This window comes from Bacillus sp. NPDC060175 (genome assembly GCF_042728695.1).
In the GTDB taxonomy this organism is placed as follows: Bacteria; Bacillota; Bacilli; order Bacillales; family Bacillaceae_G; genus Bacillus_A.
Map to the genome: position 1 here is coordinate 1 of NZ_JBHWYR010000043.1, position 16,374 is coordinate 16,374.

Consider the following 16,374-nt stretch of genomic DNA (forward strand, 5'->3'; position numbering starts at 1 on the left):
GCTTTCTTCGCAACTAACTCTTTTTTCAGGTCAGCTTTTGATTGCTCAAATGATTTTTCTGGTTCTTTAATGTCTGTTACTTTAATGATATGGTAACCAAATTGTGTTTTTACAGGCTCGCTTACTTCATCTTTTTTCAGTTTATAAGCAGCATCTTCGAATTCTTTAACCATTTTACCATGTTCGAAGAATCCTAAGTCGCCACCTTTTTCTTTTGAAGCAGTATCTTCAGAGTATTGTTTCGCTAACTCTTCGAAAGATTTACCTTGTCCAAGTTCTTCTTTAACCTTTTTAGCAGTCGCTTCATCTTTTACAAGAATGTGGCTTGCCTTAACTTGAGGCTTGTAGTTATCTTTTAATTCTTTATCAGTGATTGTTTTCTCGATAGCTTGTTCTTGAGCTAATGAAGCGCGAACGCCATTTTTAACTGTTTCTTCTTTAAGGCCTTGTTGTTTCATTAGTGTATCGAATTGGTCACCGACTTGCTTTTTCATTTCATCGAACTTTTTGTCTACTTCTTTGTCATCGACTTTGTAGTTTTTAATAAGTACTTTTTCCATAACCATGTTATTTAGTACTTGTTTACCAGCTTGTGTCTTCATTTGATTGTAGAACTCTTCTTTAGTGATGTCACCAGCTTTAGATGTAACAATTTTGTCTGATGATGATGATGTTCCACATGCTGATAATGCGATTACACTTGTTGCGGCTAAGGCAAGCATAGCTTTCTTCATTCAATAAACACTCCTACTATTATGTATTTTTAATTTATCCCGTACAAATGAAGAAACGCCTTATGATAGGTTATTTTCGTTCATAAGAACCTGATTAAGTCTCACTGATGTCTTTGCTTTTTTAATATGTAAAAGCACGCTTAACAGGGCTTACCGAGGCTTTAGGATAAAGTTTAGATGCGTGTCGTTTATTTCATAGTATAAGCAATATGTACAAAATTTAATATATCATATTTCGACGAGTTTTCCTATTGATAAAGAAATTTTAACCAGTTTGTGTCAGATTTTGAAAGGGTACCATATTGGGCACATGTCGCATATACAGAAAAGAGGAGGGGATGGGGGATGAATTCTCAACTTATTTTATTACTTGTACTGTTTATTTTATTAGTTATAGTAGGTATAATTTGCTTATAGAGGAAAAAAATGAGGAAGGGGCTTTCCTTCCTCACTTTCCATGGAATATAATTTCTATATAACTAGAAATTAATAGAATGGTAATACATACATTAATAACTCGAAAGACACCGGGCTGGCGGCTCGCAGATATTTGTTTTCGCTCACACAGTGTATGTGTCATGAAATTCGTGTAAAATATAACAAGAAGTGCGAATGCGACAAAGACAACGGTTATAAGAGTCATGAGGCGAGACCTCCTTTTGGCTAAAATACATATACTTTATATATTGTATCATACGATATTTTGTTCGTGTTACAAAATTCAGAAATAGAAGACTTTGTGTTAGGAAGCGAGGGAGAAAATGGACGTTGTAAGAAGACTAGAACAAGCTGAATATTACGTAGACCTACTATTTAAAATGATTGATGAAGAAAAGTGTCCATTTTATTCTTTAATCATAAAGAAAAAAGCTCGTAAAAAAGACATTGAACGTATACTAAAACTTTGTGAAAAGCTGAACGAACAATATGTAGTGGAGAAAGCAGAAGGCCTTCTATTGTTTGATGCGCTATTAGATCAATTTGAAAAAGCGCTTCCACATCAGCTCGAAGTACACGAAACTGCGGAAGCGCTAGCAAAACAAGGTTTATTTAAGCCACTTATGAATGAATTCTTACGCATGATTGCGAAAAAATAAATAGATTATTTCTTAACTAACTTTTGATCGGATTCCGTAAAGTTCTCCTCGATATCTTCTAATGATTTCTCAAAAATATCGATGAAGTCTTGTCCATAAATATTGCGCAGGATTGCAATCAGTTCGATATTTTCTGGGAACTTACCGTAAAAATTACGAAGTTCAAGTGCCCCATTAAAAACAGAATTATTTTCAGGATCATACTCCTCCATTAAGCGAAGTAGCAATTCTTCCCCTTTGTCTGTAATTTCAATGTACGTATTTCGTTTATCATCTTCTTTTTTTGAGAATACAAGATAGCCGCGTTCTTCAAGCTTTTTAGAGAAGTTAAACGCCGTTGAGACGTGCATAACTCCAAACTTAGCAATTTCAGAAATAGAAGCCCCTTTTAAATGATAAGCGATGGTTAAAATGTGATGCTCATTAATGTTTAAATCGTAAGGTTTAATCCACTGTTGCCAATCTTTCTCTACGCATTTCCATAACGCTTTCGATAATTGAGCAATACGTTGGCTGAAAATCATCGCTTCTTTTACCGAGTAATTTTTTTCTCCACTTTTCATTTACTCACCCACTTTAACATTCTTTTTTCATTATTATCTATTATGCCAGTAAAATAAAAATTAATAAAGTCTTTTTGTGAGAATTGTGAAAATTTTTCGGAAAAACAACATTCTATACAAATCATGCATAACTATGGAAGCGTTTTATGAGTCGAGAATACATGTGTTGTCTTTACATGTTAAAGGATAACATATATTGTAAATGCATAAAAACACGACATATCTATGTGATATGCCGTGTTAAGGTCAATTCGTATGAAAAATATTTGTTATATGCAAAAAACTAAGCAGGAATATGTTTACGCTTTTTCTGGAACGGCTTCTTGTAGTTTCTCAATTGACTTTTGAATGTCTAAAATTTCTTTTTCAATATGTCGTTTGTTTTGAGAAATATCTTGTTTCCAGTTAGAAAACGTGTCATGCATATCGTCTTTTAGTTCTTGGAATACTTCTTTACCTTCTGAAGCAGTTTCAACGATTTGACGCTTTAATAACTTTGTATCAGCTGTAATATCAGCTAAAGTCTTTTTAATATCAGTTCCTTTTTCTTTCAGCTTACCGCGCATAGCTTTACCAGAAGAAGGAGTTGAGAAAAGAACGGCTAGTCCAGCAACTGCTCCGCCGCAAAGTACACCTGTAATAAAGGATTTAGCTTTTGACATAAAAGGAAACCTCCTTATTTTTCGTTCGTATTCATGATGTATAAAAGTGTGCATATCTTTAAGACAAGGGGAAGAAAAGTGAGCTTTTCTCTCTTGTACATGCTATGCACAAAAAATCATATCCCCGGCATTTTTTGTGAAGAAACAAGCCATACAATAAATGCCAGAGGAATCGGCTTGATATGTATTACTTCTTATTATAGTGGCACTATTTCACACTATTTGCAATTGTACTTGCGATGTTTTGTAAATTTTCCATTGTATATTCATTTTGGTGTGATTTCCAAACAGCACCGAAACCATCGTTTTCACCGTAGCGTGGAATTAAATGAAGGTGGAAGTGGAATACAGTTTGTCCAGCTTTCTCGCCGTTATTGTTAAGTAGGTTGAAGCCAACTGGATTAAATTCTGCTTTCATTGCATTTGCGATTTTTGGAACGACAGCAAAAATATGTGATGCGATTTCTGGCGTTAACGCAAAAATGTCTTGTTTGTGAACTTTCGGAATAACAAGAGTATGTCCTTTTGTTACTTGACTAATATCTAAAAATGCAAGTACATGTTCATCTTCGTATACTTTTGAGCAAGGGATTTGCCCGTCAATGATTTTACAAAAAATACAATTGTCCGCTGTATGATTCATCGATCTCATCCTTTCAAATAGTCTTAGCCGTATTTTACCATAATTACATAGGAGAACAAACACGAAAAACAGGAAGCTGACTCAGCTTCCTGTTTTCTGAAGAGGGATTGAAAAAGCATTTTTTTATAATTTACGGTTCGCAGACACCTCATTTATATAAGAAATGCACGGTAAATCGGCTAAAGTTTCTGCCGTAGACACCCCATTTTCAAGTGAAATGAATTGCAATCTTTTTAAAAATGAAATTGTTTATTTTATAAAACAGTATATGCTCTTTCGGAGACACCCCGTTTCGAAAATGAAACAAATTATCTGGTTATGTGTAAATTTCATTGTCCAATTTGGACACCCCATTTCATGATGACTTCACTATGTTGTTGTACTCATCAATTGGTGGTTGCTTTTTCAAGTGTGTTCCTTCTTCACTAATTATGATGTCCGCTTTCGTAAAAATATATGCGAAGAAATTTAATTTTTTTTTTGGAGACATCGATACTATGTAGTGCACCATGATTTTTGGTAAGATGAATATATACATTTCTTACAAAAGTGAATGAATATAAATGAAGAAAGTGGTGTCGTATGAGCGAGTTATTGCGTGTAGAAAATGTTACAGGAGGATATACGAAACGACCTGTACTGCAAAATGTTTCGTTTTCTGTTAATAAAGGCGAACTTGTCGGCTTAATCGGTTTAAATGGAGCCGGGAAGAGTACGACAATTAAACATATCATCGGTTTAATGGAGCCGAAAAAAGGAACTGTCACAATTAACGGGAAAGCAATTCGTGATGATATGACAGCGTACCGTTCTAGTTTCTCCTTCATTCCAGAAACGCCAGTATTATATGATGAGTTAACGTTAGAAGAGCATTTGAAATTAACAGCGATGGCGTACGGTGTAGATGAGAAACAGTACGAAGAACGTGTAGGACAACTATTACAAGAATTTCGCATGAAAAATCGCTTGAAATGGTTTCCGTCTCATTTCTCAAAAGGGATGAAACAAAAAGTGATGATTATGAGTGCATTTTTAGTTGAACCATCACTTTACATTGTGGACGAACCTTTCGTTGGGCTTGATCCGTTAGCGATTCAATCACTTCTTCAAATGATGGATCAAATGAAAAAGAGTGGTGCGGGCATCTTAATGAGTACACATATTTTAGCGACGGCAGAGCGCTATTGTGATTCATTCATTATTTTGCATCAAGGTGAAGTGAGAGCGATGGGAACATTATCAGAACTTCAGTCCGGGTTTAACATGCCTGGTGCAACGTTAGATGATATTTACATTGCATTAACAAAGGAAGAAGACTATGAATAGCACAGCGTTATGGAAAGAAAGATTTCGGCACTTTCTAAAAGAAGTTCGTACATATAGTAAATACGTATTTAATGATCATTTGAAATTTATTTTCGTATTTATCATCGGCGCAGGAGCGTATTATTACCAGCAATGGTTACAAACGTTAACACCTTCGTTTCCGACAGCGTTCGTTATGGCAGTCTTACTTGGCCTCGTATTAACAGCCGGATCTATACAAACGCTATTAAAAGAAGCGGACCTTGTGTACTTGCTGCCAGTTGAAGAAAAGTTAAAGCCTTACTTTACAAAGGCATTTCTCTTTACGTTTATGATTCAGTTATACATAATCGCAATGGTAGCAGCTGCGCTTGCCCCGTTATATTTCCAGCAAATGAAACAAACAGGAGCGGCTTACATATGGATTGTAATCGCGTTTGTCATTGTAAAAGCGTGGAATTTATTCGTAGCGTGGGAAAAATCATTTTTAACAGATCAAAGCGTTCAAAAAGCAGATTGGTTCATTCGTTTTATCCTAAACGGCTTATTTGTGTACTTCCTTGTAGAACGTACTTCAGTCATTTTTACAGGTGTAATTGTCTTTTTAATGGTGCTATACCTTGCTGTTATGCATCAAAAGGTGAAAGGAAAGCCGCTGAACTGGGAGTATTTAATTTCTGAAGAAGGTAAAAAAATGATGCTGCTGTACCGCATTGCGAATATGTTCGTTGATGTACCGGCGTTAAAAGAGAGAGTATCACGCCGAAAATGGCTTGATTTCATTCTTTCGATGATCGGTGAGAAGCGTACATATTTATACTTATATACGAGAACATTTTTAAGATCAGGTAACTATTTCGGCTTATATGTGCGTTTACTCGCTCTTGGCGGGATTATTCTTTACTTCATCCCATTTTTATATGGACGCTTTATCGTAAGTCTTATTTTCTTATACTTAATCGGCTATCAGCTATTAACCCTTTGGAAACATCACCGCATGAAAATTTGGCTTGATTTATATCCAGTAGGGGGAGATGAGAAGACGAAAGATTTCCTTACTTTATTAAATGCGATTCTCATCATCGGTAGCGTTGTGTTTACAGTTATATTTGCACTTGCGACGAAAGATTTCATGATGACCGGCATTTTATTTGTAGTAAGCATATTATTTAGTATTGGTTTCGTTTATCAATACGGTGCGAAACGCATTGAGCGTTTAAATTGAAAGGAATGAACCTATGATTACATATGAAGAGAAAGTTATAAAAGAATTGGAGCAGTGGAAAGCTACATTCATGAAAGATTCTTCTATGATGACACGGTTCTCTAAAAAAGTGCAGGTGAAAGTGCAACAACTAGTGCCGGCGAAAGTGCAAAAGGTACTAACAGAAACGATTCGGATGATGGTACAAACAATTAGTGCTGGATCAAACTTCATAAAGCCGAAGCTAAAAGAAACGAACTGGTCACTGCAAAGACGAGACGATGAAGTACGTAAAAAAATGGATGAGTACAAAAAAGTCGCAGCGGCAGAAGGAGCAGGAACGGGAGCAGGTGGTATTCTCCTCGGTCTTGCTGATTTTCCGCTTCTACTTACCATTAAAATAAAATTTTTATTTGATGCAGCGACATTGTACGGATTTGATACGAGTAAAAAAGAAGAGCGTCTTTTTATTCTTCACGTTTTCCAGCTTGCTTTTTCGAGTGATGACCATAGAAAAGAAATATGGAAAGCAATTGAAACGTGGGATACAGAAGAAGAAAATCATATGGACTGGGAAAAGTTCCAAACAGAATACCGAGACTATATCGATTTAGCGAAAATGCTTCAGCTTGTCCCAATCATCGGCGCCCCGGTCGGAGCGTATGCGAACTATCAATTATTGCAAAGGCTTGGGGAAGTGACGATGAATTGTTATCGTTTGCGATTGCTTAATAGAAATTAATTTGCGTTACAAAAAGCATCCTAAATTACAAATTTAGGATGCTTTTTTTTATTTTTATTCATATTTTTTATTTTTTTACCAATAATATACAAAAAAAGTTACTTGAGCTTACTTTACTGTATTTAGGGGTGCAAAATATGAAAGTATCAATATTTATTACTTGTGTTGCAGATGTTTTTTATCCAGAAGTAGGGAAAGATGTTGTGGAAATTCTTGAAGATTTAGGGTGTGACGTGGATTTTCCTAAAACTCAAACGTGCTGCGGACAACCTGCTTATAATAGCGGGTACGTTAAAGAAACAAAAACAGCTGCAAAACATATGATTGAAGCTTTTGCTAGTTCAGAATATGTTGTGGCACCATCGGGGTCTTGCGCTATGATGGTTCACGAGTTTTCTAGCTTATTTTCTGAAAGTGAAGCGGATTGGAAGAAAAAAGCAACTGAACTTGGGAATAAAACGTATGAATTCACACAATTTTTAGTTGAAGTATTAGGGAAAGAAGATTTAGGTGCAGAGCTTCATAAAAAAGCAACGGTTCATACATCTTGTCATATGAGCCGATTAATGGGGATTAAGGAACCGCCGCAAAAATTATTAAAATGTGTAAAGGGACTGGAAGTTGTTTCACTGCCGCATAATTATGATTGCTGCGGATTCGGGGGTACATTCTCAGTGAAAATGCCAGAAATCTCTGAGCAAATGGTCGAGGAAAAAGTAAAGCATATTATGGAAACCGGTGCGGAATTGTTAATTGGGATGGATTGTAGCTGCTTAATGAATATAAAAGGACGTTTAACACGTAATGGTTATCCAATTGATGTAAAACATATTGCTCAAGTATTAAATGAAGATCGAAAACAAGGGGGGATATAGAGATGGGAATGAAAATTGGGAACGATCCCTTTCATAAGCGTACTAAAACAGGCATTGGGGATCCATTTATGCGACAGGCTGTCAGGAAAGCGCAAGATGGTCTTAGAATCAAGAAATTAAAAGCTACTGAGAGTCTTGGAAACTGGGAAGAATGGCGAGCTTTAGGAGAAGAAATTCGAAAGCATACATTAGAAAACCTTGATTATTATTTATATGAGCTGAGTGAAAATATTGAGAAAAACGGTGGTTTTGTTTATTTTGCAAAGACTGCAGAAGACGCAAGGGAATATGTAAAAGGGATTGTAAAAAAGAAAAACGCGAAAAAAATTGTGAAATCAAAATCGATGGTAACGGAAGAGATTAGTTTAAATGAAGCGATTGAAGAAGCTGGAGCGGAAGTGTTAGAAACAGATCTTGCTGAATTTATTCTACAAGTGAACGACCACGACCCTCCATCACATATTGTTGTTCCGTGTCTTCACAAGGATAAAGAACACATTTGTGAAATATTTAAAACAAAGTTAGATTATACGGGAACATCTGACCCTACGGAAATGGCGAGGTTTGTAAGATCGTATTTACGTGATGATTTTTTTGCAGCGGATATAGGGGTGACTGGATGTAACTTTGCTGTTGCAGAGTCTGGGTCAATTTCTATCGTAGCAAACGAAGGAAATGCAAGGCTTACTACGACACTTCCGAAAACGTTGATTACAGTTATGGGGATGGAACGTATTGTTCCGACGTGGGAAGAGCTTGATGTTTTAGTAACACTTCTATGCCGAAGTTCTGTAGGACAAAAGTTAACAAGTTATATTACAGGGTTAACTGAGCCCGGCGGGACAGATGGACCTGAGGAATTTCATTTAGTCATTGTTGATAATGGTCGTTCCGATATTGTAGGAACAGAATTCCAAAGTGTTCTTCAGTGCATTCGTTGCGCGGCATGTATTAATGTGTGTCCTGTATACAGGCATATTGGTGGACATGCATATGGCTCTATTTATCCAGGACCAATTGGAGCTGTGTTGACACCGCTTTTAGGGGGATATGATGAATATAAGGATTTACCTTACGCATCTAGCCTTTGTGGTGCTTGTACAGAAGCGTGTCCAGTGAAAATCCCGTTACATGACTTATTAATTAAACATCGCAGCCGCATTGTAGAAGAAAAACGATCACCTGTAGCTTGGAACGTGGCTATGAAAGGTTTTGAAAAAGCGGTGAAGAGTCCTAGACTATTTTCTTTTGCAGCGAAGAGCGCTCCGTATGCATTAAAACCTCTTGCAAAAGGGGATAAGATCGAGCGTGGAATTGGGCCGTTAAAAGCTTGGACGGATGCGAGAGATTTTCCATTTCCGAAAAAACAACCGTTTCGAGAATGGTTTGAAAAACACGAAAAGGAGAACAATGATGGCCATCCAAAATCGTGAGGAATTTTTACTCCAGTTATCAGAAAAGCTTGGTAGGAAACGTCCAGAAGCAGTGGAAAAACCGAACTGGTCTTTTTCCCCGCAGTGGACTGTTTTTGACGGACTGGCGCAAGACGAACTTGTATTAAAGTTAATAGAGCACTGCGAAGTCATTCATACAGAAGTAAAGCGAACAACAAAGGGAAATCTTGTTGAAACATTGGGGTCTTTTATAAAAGATTGGAATATCAAATCTGTTATATGTTCGAATGATGAGCGCTTTAATGAGTATGGTCTTACTCCATGTTTCAAAAATGAAGGTACAACACATTTTCGTACATGGGGATTAGATCATAAAGAAGAGGACATAAAATTTGCGAAAGCTGCTGACCTTGGTATTACGTTCAGTGATATGGCTCTGGCAGAATCAGGAACTGTTGTGCTATTTAATGATGGGTTAAAAGGAAGGCATGTTAGTCTGCTTCCAGAGTCATACATTGCAATCGTTCCTAAAAGTACGATTGTACCAAGATTAACCCATGCTACAAAACTGATTCATGATCAAAATAAAGCGGGAGAAAACCTGCCCGCTTGTGTGAATTTCGTTTCGGGTCCGTCAAATAGCGCGGATATTGAAATGAATCTTGTCGTAGGTGTACATGGACCAATTAGAACAGCCTATATTATTGTGGATGATCAATAATGATTTACATGTGCGGCAGAGCGCGAAATATAGCTGAAGCATTATAAGAATACTGAAAATAGAAAGCGCTGGCTGTTAAATATAACCGGGGCTTTTTATTTTGTGTGCCCTTATTGGTGAAGAAACCTTAAGAAGGAAAATTTTAATCTGTTTCAGTTTTCTACGCTACTATAACTAATTGAATTGTGTCTTTTCTTAGAAGCTAAGCACACTATAACTAGCTCCAATTATAATGAATACGATAAAGAGCAGAATGAGTAATAAAAGCCCACTACTACCGCTCTTACCATCTTCACCACCGCCGCTACCGCCTTTACCGCCAGATCTCATATGAAAATCCTCCTTATCGTTATACATTATTTTTACTTTATATTTTTCTAGGTTCATCAAGAAGTTCCTTTTAAAACTCTAATTAACTTGCAAATCATTCCTTTTCATTTTACAATTTACTTACCGACCGGTAAGTAAAAAAAGAAGAGGTACAGTATGACAAAAAATTTACAAACATCGCAGCACATTGTAGATGCATCATTTAAACTAATGGCAGAGCATGGCATTGAGAAGATGAGTCTTTCCATGATTGCGAAAGAAGTAGGCATATCAAAGCCCGCTATTTATTATCATTTTCCGTCTAAAGAAGCTCTAGTTGACTTTTTATTTGAAGAAATATTTTCTGGATATTATTTCGTCAATTACTTCGATAAAGAACAATATACGAAAGAAAACTTTGCAGAAAAGTTAATTGCAGATGGTTTACATATGTTGTCCGAGTATAGAGGTCAAGAAGGCATATTACGCGTTATAAATGAATTCATCGTAACTGCGACGCGAAATGAAAAGTATCAGAAACGCTTATTTGAAATACAAGAAGATTTCTTAAATGGATTCCACGATTTATTAAAGCAAGGTGCGAGACTTGGTGTTGTGTCACAACATGCAACAGAAGAAAACGCGCATACGTTAGCGCTCGTTATTGATAATATGAGTAATTACATATTAATAGGATTCCAGTTAAAGTATAAAGAAATTTGGATTCGAAATGTGAAAAACGTAATGAAGGGGGGATAAAGGTGAAAATGCAAAAAAACTGGTGGCTCGGGTTTCTTGGATTTGTAGGAGTTTATAAAATTCCAGGTATGATGGAAGCTTTTCAAGCGGATAAAGGTTGGTTTGCATTAATCGGTTTCGTTTGGCTAATTTGGTTCGGATATTTTATTCCTGAGAAGAAAGAGGAGAAAAAATAAAATTTCAATTTTATGTAAAGTTATGTAAAATATAGATTGGAAGTATTCATATATTAGATTACTAGATTTGGAGTGGTTACATGGATCCATTGAAAAATGAAATTCATCCTGACATGGTCAAGGTGTGGAAAGTTCGTGCTGTAATTGAAGAAGGAATCGGTATTCTCGTCATTTTAGCTTACCTTTTCCTCATGATAAAGTTTGACTGGTGGGCGTGGATTCTGTATGTACTGATCGGGTTAACCGTTGCACTAGCACCATTTGAGTACTTCGTATTCCCGAAACTACGTCAGCGTTATTACAGCTACCAACTAAATGAAGAAGAACTTGAAATTCAGCACGGTCTTTTTGTCGTAAAACGCGTATTAGTTCCAATGATTCGTGTACAGCACGTAACGATTGAACAAGGGCCAATTATGAGAAAACATGGATTAGCAGAATTACATATTTCGACAGCGGCAACTTCTCACAGCATTCCAGGCTTAACGATGTATGAAGCAGAAATGTTAAAAACGAGAATCGCAGAATTAGCGAAAGTGAGTGATGAGGATGTATAAGAGACAACATCCAATCACGATGTTATTAGAATTAAAAATAACAGATTTTATCCCATTACTTATTTTTATGTTTAGTTTAAATGGAAAGTTTCCATTTTGGTATTTAATTCCCGCTGGATTCGGTTTACTCACCGTTTTTTCAGCGTTTGAAAAATGGTATTACACAACATATTGGGTTGAAAATAACGTATTACATGTTAAACAGGGGCTCTTTGTGAAGAAGGAGAGCTACTTAAATAAAGAACGTGTTCAAACGATTAATACAAGTTCTAACGTGTTATATCAAATGCTCGGTTTAAAGAAAATTCAAATCGAAACAGCTGGCGGAGGCGATGATGCAGAAGTGAGCTTAGCTGGTATTACGGAAGATGAGGCGAAGGAGCTTATTTCCTTACTAAATGAGCCAACTCCAGAAGTGAAAGCAGAAGAAGCGTTAGATGAAGAAGCAGAACATGCAGTAAAAAAAGAAATCATTACAGAGGAAAAACAAGCGACAGAATACAAGTTAACTTGGAAAGAAATTTTATTAGCGTCTATTACATCTGGTCAATTTGGATTACTATTCTCTTTAATATTTTTCGTTTACCATCAAGTAGATGAGTACATTCCGAAATGGATTAAAAACAGGGTAGAGTCTTATGTTATGGACCATGATGTATATGGGTGGATTTACATGGCAGCTATTTTACTCGTCATTTCGTGGATTGTATCCACGATTGGTTATGCATTAAAACATGGGAATTTCACAGTAAATCGAAAAAATGATGAAGTGCGTATTTCTCAAGGTTTGCTTGAAAGGAAAGAGCTTGTACTAAAGTTACACCGTATTCAAGGGATTACGATAAAAGAAGGTATTTTACGTCAGATGTTCGGTTATTGTGCTGTACAAGTAGAAGTCATTCAAAGTAAGGGAATGGGAGAAGAGAAGGACAAAGTTACACTGCATCCGATTATTCGAAAGGATCGTGTGCAAGATTTACTTGTACATTTACAATTACCATATGAACTGAATACGAACATTACAACATTACCAAAAGCGGCACTACGCCGCTACTTAATAGATAGTTTTATTTTCTTTGCTATGCTAGCAATCCCGCTTACAGGAATAAGTATATACTTTGAAAAGTATTTCATCATGTGGGCTGTATTACCGCTTGCTATCCTCATCTTTACACTTGGATATGCAACATTTAAAACAAATGGTTACGGTGTAAACGGAGAACAAATTACACTTGTTTACCGCAGTATTGGGAAACATACAGGACTTGTAAGAAGAAGACACGTCCAATCAATTGAAAAAGCACAATCATATTTCCAGCGCCGGGCGGATTTATGTACGTATACGTTTTCTAGTGCATCATCGAATTATAAACTAGAGCATACGAGAGTAGAAGATGCGGAGAGAATGCAGGATTGGTATAAGAAGAGAATAAGTGAGAATTAATTTGAAAAGGCTTGCCTAGTATGAAGGGCAGGCTTTTTTGTTATAGAGAAATGAGTAGTTTGCAATTGGACTAGGTTTTCTTTAGTGTAATTTATATGTGGGTGCAAATACAGCTCACATTTCTCAATACGTATCAGAAAAAAGGTTGTAGACTTCTATTTCAGGGAAATTCGTGGAATTTTTGATATAAATGGTATACTAAAATAGAAATAGTATTAGGAGGTTGTATATGATAAGTCAGTTGAAAAGAGAAGCACTTGATGCATTAAAAGGAAAATGGGGATTAGCGGTAGGGGCAACCTTATTACTTGGAATCCTTATTGGAGCTGTTGAACTTCTAATTACAGGTGTTTTCTCGATGTTTTGGGGTTGGGAAGAAGCAAGTGATTCGCTTACAGTAAGTATTATTGCAATGCTTGTTATCGGTCCGTTAACAATAGGCGCCTATTATCTTGTTTTAAATGCAATCCGTGGGACTAGTGCTCGCATTGGTCATTTATTTAGATGGTTTAGCGATGGAAGTAAGCTTATGAAGTCGTTTTTAACATATTTACTAATGTATGTATACTTGATGCTATGGACATTACTTCTTATTATTCCGGGTATTATTAAATCATTTTCTTATTCTATGACGTATTTTATTTTGAATGATTATCCAGAATACACAGCGAATCAAGCAATTACCGAAAGTCGCCATATGATGAATGGACATAAAATGGATTACTTTTTACTATGCTTAAGTTTCCTTGGCTGGTTCATTTTAAGTATTCTTACCTTAGGAATCGGTTTCTTATGGTTAGCGCCTTATTTCTACGCGACATCGGCAGCATTTTATGAAGAGATTTCAAAAGAATATTATAAAAAAGAAGGTACTACCTTCTAACAAAACACCTAAACCACGTATCCCCTAAAGAATATAGGGAACAGATGGTTTAGGTGTTTTGATATGTGTTCTGTTTTCGGGGTTCACTTCAGGATGAGGTATAGGTTTTTATATAGAAATTCTTCCCTCTATGTTTTATCATAGAGGGTTATTTTTTTATGTAAAAATGATAGAAAATAATGAATAATATATGTAAAGGAAAAAGTGAGGTGAATGAGAGTGAGCAAATTTTTAATTCCGTATTCATTTTCTATATTAAGTTTCTTTATTTCAGTAACGGTACTTGATTTATATGATAGGATGGGAAAAATGAATGAGATGACTTCGCCGACCATACTTGGAAAGGTAATTCAATCTACCGCGCAAATGGGAGTCCTTACATTGTATTTCGGAGTACCTATTATTTTAGGTGGATGTCTTCTTGGTGAGCTATTGTTTAGAGGTATCATTTTACGATTTAAACTAAGCTATATTATATCTTTATTATTATATCTACTTTTAGCTTTTAGTATTGTTTTTATCTTTTTGTCTGTAATGGTAGGAGTTCCAGCTGCATATGAAGAAGTTCGTACTCTTCAAATGATGTATTTCATGGGGATAACTATGATTTGCGCTGTAACATTCTTTGTGAGTCGGAATATATGGGGAAAACAAATGAATAATGGAGTGACAAAATGAAATATACATGTCCATGTTGCGGATATAAAGTGAAACTTTAATCAGTGGGGATTTTGTTCATTCCCCACTGATTATTAGTTGAACCAATCGGGCATTTATGGGCAGTTGATCTTCCGCCTAACTCCTTTGTTCTAGCTGAATTTTGAGGTGGGAGTTTTACTGCCCGTTAATGCGGGATAAAACATTAGAAGAAGAACCACCAGGTACATATGAAATTTGTAACATATGTTATTGGGAAGATGATGAGGTTCAATTTAACGATCCTGACTTTGAAGGCGGAGCAAATGAAGTTTCGTTAAGACAAGCGCAGAAAAATTTTATTGCGTTTGGCGCTTGCGAGGAATGTTGTGTGGGATTAGTTAGAAAGCCAACTAGTGAAGATGTGAAGGATGTTAGTTGGAAGCAAATTTGTTAAGCAGTTTATAAATAAAAAATGTTATTACTCCATTCAACAGGAGGAATAACATTTTTTATTTAGTACTGAAAGAATTACAGTTGTCTAATAAGGAAAATCAATAAAGATGATAAAATAATAGGAAAAGCTAAACTAGTAAATCCTATTCATGGATATATTAGGAATGAATATAAAAGTATAGATGTATAGTCAACGTTGTGTATTTGATGTTATCATATTGTGATATGGAAATTTTTAATAGAAGAAGCAACTAACAATTTAAAGGTAGTGAAGCCTTTGTTGTATAAAGAAAATACTTAGTAGTCCTCAACAATATTAAAAATAAGATACGTATTTATATAATTTTAGTAGAAATGGGGTTTTAAAAAGGAATGAGTACAAGCATAACACGGCAAAAAATTTTAGCCGCCGCTTCTCAAATTGTTCAATTTAAAGGCGTAGCTAAGTTAACTTTAGAAGCAGTAGCAAAAGAAGCGGGTGTAAGTAAAGGTGGACTGTTGTATCATTTTTCAAATAAAGAAGCTTTAATAGAAGGTATGATACTTAAAGGCGTAGCGGATTATGAGGGGGCTATTCACAATAAAGTAGAGGAAGACCCAGAGAGGAAAGGCAGATGGGTACGCTCTTTTGTAGAGGAAAGATTAAGTAATGAGAGAAGAACAGAAGAGTTGTCTAGTAGTATGATGGCAGCATTAATGCTAAAACCTGAACTACTTGAACCGTTACAACAATCATTTCAGCAACTGCAAAATAATATAGAAAATGATGAAATGGATTCAGTTTGTGCAACAATTATTAGATTAGCAGCAGATGGGTTATGGTATTCGGAATGTTTAGGGGTTGGAAGACTAAGCTCCGAATTAAGAGAAAAAGTGATTCGAGCTCTTGTTAAATCTTCTTATAAATAGAATATACAAACTATATAATATAAAATAATTCACCGTTGGCTATTTAATCCGAGGGTGAATTATTTTTTTATTAGAATAATAGAACAATTTTATAGGGTGTTGAATTATAACCGTCTAGACGGTATAGTAATATTTGGTTTAAGAGGAAAATGAAACAAAAAAAGAATAAAAAATATTTTTAGCACACTATTCGAAAGGATAGGCCGCAAAGCTTAGAGTCTACGGTAATATTTATTGGTTACTAAGATCGTCTGGTTGCACATTTTTGATGCAACCGGACGGTCTTTTTTTGTTATATAAATATA

Annotated in this window: 21 protein-coding genes and 1 riboswitch; of the genes, 15 read left to right on the plus strand and 6 right to left on the minus strand. The window is 35.7% G+C overall.

What is annotated here, in order from left to right; genetic code table 11:
- Positions 1-734 (minus strand): peptidylprolyl isomerase PrsA (prsA, locus tag ACFWDE_RS19855; RefSeq protein WP_377894178.1); only part of this gene is annotated, 734 nt, incomplete at its 3' end.
- A 448-nt stretch (positions 735-1,182) separates the two neighbouring features.
- Positions 1,183-1,377, minus strand: a complete 195-nt coding sequence (locus tag ACFWDE_RS19860) for a hypothetical protein (RefSeq protein ID WP_000172692.1) — start codon at positions 1,375-1,377, stop codon at positions 1,183-1,185.
- A gap of 118 nt (positions 1,378-1,495) precedes the next feature.
- Here ACFWDE_RS19860 and ACFWDE_RS19865 point away from each other — a divergent pair, with 118 nt between their 5' ends.
- Entirely contained in the window at positions 1,496-1,831 is a 336-nt protein-coding gene (locus ACFWDE_RS19865) for a DUF1878 family protein (protein WP_002150076.1), read from the plus strand.
- Positions 1,832-1,836: 5 nt separating this feature from the next.
- Here the strand turns inward: ACFWDE_RS19865 and ACFWDE_RS19870 are convergent, their stop codons facing one another.
- From ACFWDE_RS19870 to ACFWDE_RS19880, 3 genes are all read right to left on the minus strand, one after another.
- The gene (locus ACFWDE_RS19870; RefSeq protein WP_002150075.1) at positions 1,837-2,394 is read right to left on the minus strand and encodes an HTH-type transcriptional regulator Hpr; all 558 of its coding nucleotides are present in this window, start codon (positions 2,392-2,394) and stop codon (positions 1,837-1,839) included.
- A 299-nt stretch (positions 2,395-2,693) separates the two neighbouring features.
- Positions 2,694-3,056 carry a YtxH domain-containing protein gene (locus tag ACFWDE_RS19875; protein WP_377894181.1) on the minus strand — a complete coding sequence of 121 codons (363 nt, stop codon included), beginning with the start codon at positions 3,054-3,056 and terminating at the stop codon, positions 2,694-2,696.
- 208 nt (positions 3,057-3,264) lie between these two features.
- A complete protein-coding gene (locus tag ACFWDE_RS19880; RefSeq protein WP_001016832.1) occupies positions 3,265-3,699 on the minus strand; it encodes an HIT family protein in 435 nt (144 codons plus the stop codon).
- A 582-nt stretch (positions 3,700-4,281) separates the two neighbouring features.
- Here ACFWDE_RS19880 and ecsA point away from each other — a divergent pair.
- From ecsA to ACFWDE_RS19910, 6 genes are all read left to right on the plus strand, one after another.
- Positions 4,282-5,025, plus strand: a complete 744-nt coding sequence (gene ecsA, locus ACFWDE_RS19885) for an ABC transporter ATP-binding protein EcsA (protein ID WP_377894183.1) — start codon at positions 4,282-4,284, stop codon at positions 5,023-5,025.
- Positions 5,018-6,229, plus strand: coding sequence for an ABC transporter permease (locus ACFWDE_RS19890; protein ID WP_002150074.1), 1,212 nt, complete (start codon positions 5,018-5,020; stop codon positions 6,227-6,229). The genes ecsA and ACFWDE_RS19890 overlap by 8 nt, the downstream gene beginning before the upstream one ends.
- A gap of 13 nt (positions 6,230-6,242) precedes the next feature.
- Entirely contained in the window at positions 6,243-6,950 is a 708-nt protein-coding gene (gene ecsC / locus ACFWDE_RS19895; RefSeq protein ID WP_377894186.1) for an ecs operon protein EcsC, read from the plus strand.
- 137 nt (positions 6,951-7,087) lie between these two features.
- Positions 7,088-7,825 carry a (Fe-S)-binding protein gene (locus tag ACFWDE_RS19900; protein ID WP_377894189.1) on the plus strand — a complete coding sequence of 246 codons (738 nt, stop codon included), beginning with the start codon at positions 7,088-7,090 and terminating at the stop codon, positions 7,823-7,825.
- 2 nt (positions 7,826-7,827) lie between these two features.
- On the plus strand, positions 7,828-9,258 hold the full coding sequence (locus tag ACFWDE_RS19905; protein WP_377894191.1) for a LutB/LldF family L-lactate oxidation iron-sulfur protein: 1,431 nt from the start codon (positions 7,828-7,830) through the stop codon (positions 9,256-9,258).
- The gene (locus tag ACFWDE_RS19910) at positions 9,239-9,940 is read left to right on the plus strand and encodes a LutC/YkgG family protein (protein ID WP_377894194.1); all 702 of its coding nucleotides are present in this window, start codon (positions 9,239-9,241) and stop codon (positions 9,938-9,940) included. Before ACFWDE_RS19905 ends, ACFWDE_RS19910 begins: the two co-directional genes overlap by 20 nt.
- A 195-nt stretch (positions 9,941-10,135) precedes the next feature.
- Here ACFWDE_RS19910 and ACFWDE_RS19915 read toward each other — a convergent pair whose 3' ends face one another.
- The gene (locus ACFWDE_RS19915) at positions 10,136-10,270 is read right to left on the minus strand and encodes a sporulation protein YjcZ (RefSeq protein WP_377894196.1); all 135 of its coding nucleotides are present in this window, start codon (positions 10,268-10,270) and stop codon (positions 10,136-10,138) included.
- 156 nt (positions 10,271-10,426) lie between these two features.
- On the opposite strand from ACFWDE_RS19915, the gene ACFWDE_RS19920 reads away from it, so the two are divergent.
- From ACFWDE_RS19920 to ACFWDE_RS19955, 8 genes are all read left to right on the plus strand, one after another.
- Positions 10,427-11,008 (plus strand): TetR/AcrR family transcriptional regulator, encoded by a 582-nt coding sequence (locus ACFWDE_RS19920; RefSeq protein ID WP_377894199.1) that lies wholly within the window; start codon positions 10,427-10,429, stop codon positions 11,006-11,008.
- Between the two features lie 2 nt (positions 11,009-11,010).
- Positions 11,011-11,184, plus strand: a complete 174-nt coding sequence (locus tag ACFWDE_RS19925; protein WP_377894202.1) for a hypothetical protein — start codon at positions 11,011-11,013, stop codon at positions 11,182-11,184.
- 80 nt (positions 11,185-11,264) lie between these two features.
- Entirely contained in the window at positions 11,265-11,741 is a 477-nt protein-coding gene (locus tag ACFWDE_RS19930) for a PH domain-containing protein (protein WP_377894204.1), read from the plus strand.
- A complete protein-coding gene (locus tag ACFWDE_RS19935) occupies positions 11,734-13,185 on the plus strand; it encodes a PH domain-containing protein (RefSeq protein WP_377894207.1) in 1,452 nt (483 codons plus the stop codon). The genes ACFWDE_RS19930 and ACFWDE_RS19935 overlap by 8 nt, the downstream gene beginning before the upstream one ends.
- Positions 13,186-13,414: 229 nt before the next feature.
- Complete coding sequence (locus tag ACFWDE_RS19940) at positions 13,415-14,068, plus strand: DUF975 family protein (RefSeq protein ID WP_377894210.1); 654 nt, start codon at positions 13,415-13,417, stop codon at positions 14,066-14,068.
- A 219-nt stretch (positions 14,069-14,287) separates the two neighbouring features.
- On the plus strand, positions 14,288-14,746 hold the full coding sequence (locus ACFWDE_RS19945; protein ID WP_377894212.1) for a hypothetical protein: 459 nt from the start codon (positions 14,288-14,290) through the stop codon (positions 14,744-14,746).
- Positions 14,747-14,915: 169 nt separating this feature from the next.
- On the plus strand, positions 14,916-15,161 hold the full coding sequence (locus tag ACFWDE_RS19950; protein WP_377894214.1) for a CPCC family cysteine-rich protein: 246 nt from the start codon (positions 14,916-14,918) through the stop codon (positions 15,159-15,161).
- Between the two features lie 371 nt (positions 15,162-15,532).
- Positions 15,533-16,069, plus strand: coding sequence for a TetR/AcrR family transcriptional regulator (locus tag ACFWDE_RS19955; protein WP_377894217.1), 537 nt, complete (start codon positions 15,533-15,535; stop codon positions 16,067-16,069).
- Between the two features lie 170 nt (positions 16,070-16,239).
- A riboswitch (cyclic di-GMP riboswitch) is annotated at positions 16,240-16,332 on the plus strand.
- The last annotated feature ends 42 nt before the right edge of the window (positions 16,333-16,374 follow it).